Annotated in this window: 1 protein-coding gene; it reads right to left on the minus strand. The window is 39.9% G+C overall.

Annotation, left to right across the window (positions count from 1 at the left end; translation table 11 throughout):
* Positions 1-341: 341 nt before the first annotated feature.
* Positions 342-620 (minus strand): hypothetical protein, encoded by a 279-nt coding sequence (locus tag BUB12_RS17425; protein ID WP_072892175.1) that lies wholly within the window; start codon positions 618-620, stop codon positions 342-344.
* Positions 621-1,044 lie beyond the last annotated feature (424 nt).

Genomic DNA, 1,044 nt, shown 5'->3' on the forward strand with positions numbered 1-1,044 from the left:
GTTGGACGCAAAGTCCGCTTTTAGTCGGCCTTCCTTTATATCGGAGTCGATGTTGACTTTCACCACAAGGGTATAAGTGCGACTAAGCCTCTGGTATCACCAATCGGCAAGTCTTCTTTATCGTACAGAGGCGAAGGAAGTCTTGTGCCTGCGATTACTCGGCACAAAGGACAAAGAAGTATTTCTTTGAAGTGCCTTCGCTAGTCGCAGGCGCTCGGAGCTAGACATCTCTGCTTGCTTTTCAGAAAAGCGCAGAGCCTTGGAGCTATTTGTTAACCTATAAAAAAAGAACACCCCCTCACAACAACTGAGGAAATGTTCTTTTATCATTTACTTATTGACTATAATTCACTAACTTTCACACTGCTTTTCACCGATTTTTCATTAATAAAGTTTGCTATAAACTTTTCCAAAATATCAATATCCACATTCCCCTTAACTTCAAGGGGTTCCAAAACTTTATATACGATCAAACTTAATGGTTTATCATTACCAGAATAGTCATATACTTCTTCCTTGTGTTCCAGTACTTTCACCTTTTTATACTTATAATTCTTATCTAAACTTATATACGTCTTGCCTTCCATTGGGTGTTCTATGTGACTGGACTTGTTGTACATGATTAAACCCCTCCCGTATATAATTTAATACATTTTATGCGAAAATCTCTTTAGATATATCTTGTAAGTAAAATTGCAGCAAAAAAGAATCTGGGACATAACTATTTACACTAAACCCCAAAGAGAAATTTTAGTCAATTAAGTTATTATTGTTAAGCCTTTAGAGGACTGGTAACGTAATTGAAATAGATGCGAAAACTAGCGAAGGAAATACATGAAGACTCCTGTGGGAGCAGAGGCATAGGTGAGACCCCATGATGCGCTTGCGTCTACAAGTAATGCTACGCAGTGAGCTTCCTCAGCGCAAGGGTGCTAGGATGATTAACCAAGTAGTACCCTGGCTCACCAGCCGCCCACGGCAAAGAAGACACTGTGAAAGTGACCGAAGGAAACTTGAACAGATGTCGCACTTGTGCTGGAAGTG

Source organism: Ornithinibacillus halophilus, assembly GCF_900129485.1.
GTDB lineage: Bacteria > Bacillota > Bacilli > Bacillales > Amphibacillaceae > Ornithinibacillus > Ornithinibacillus halophilus.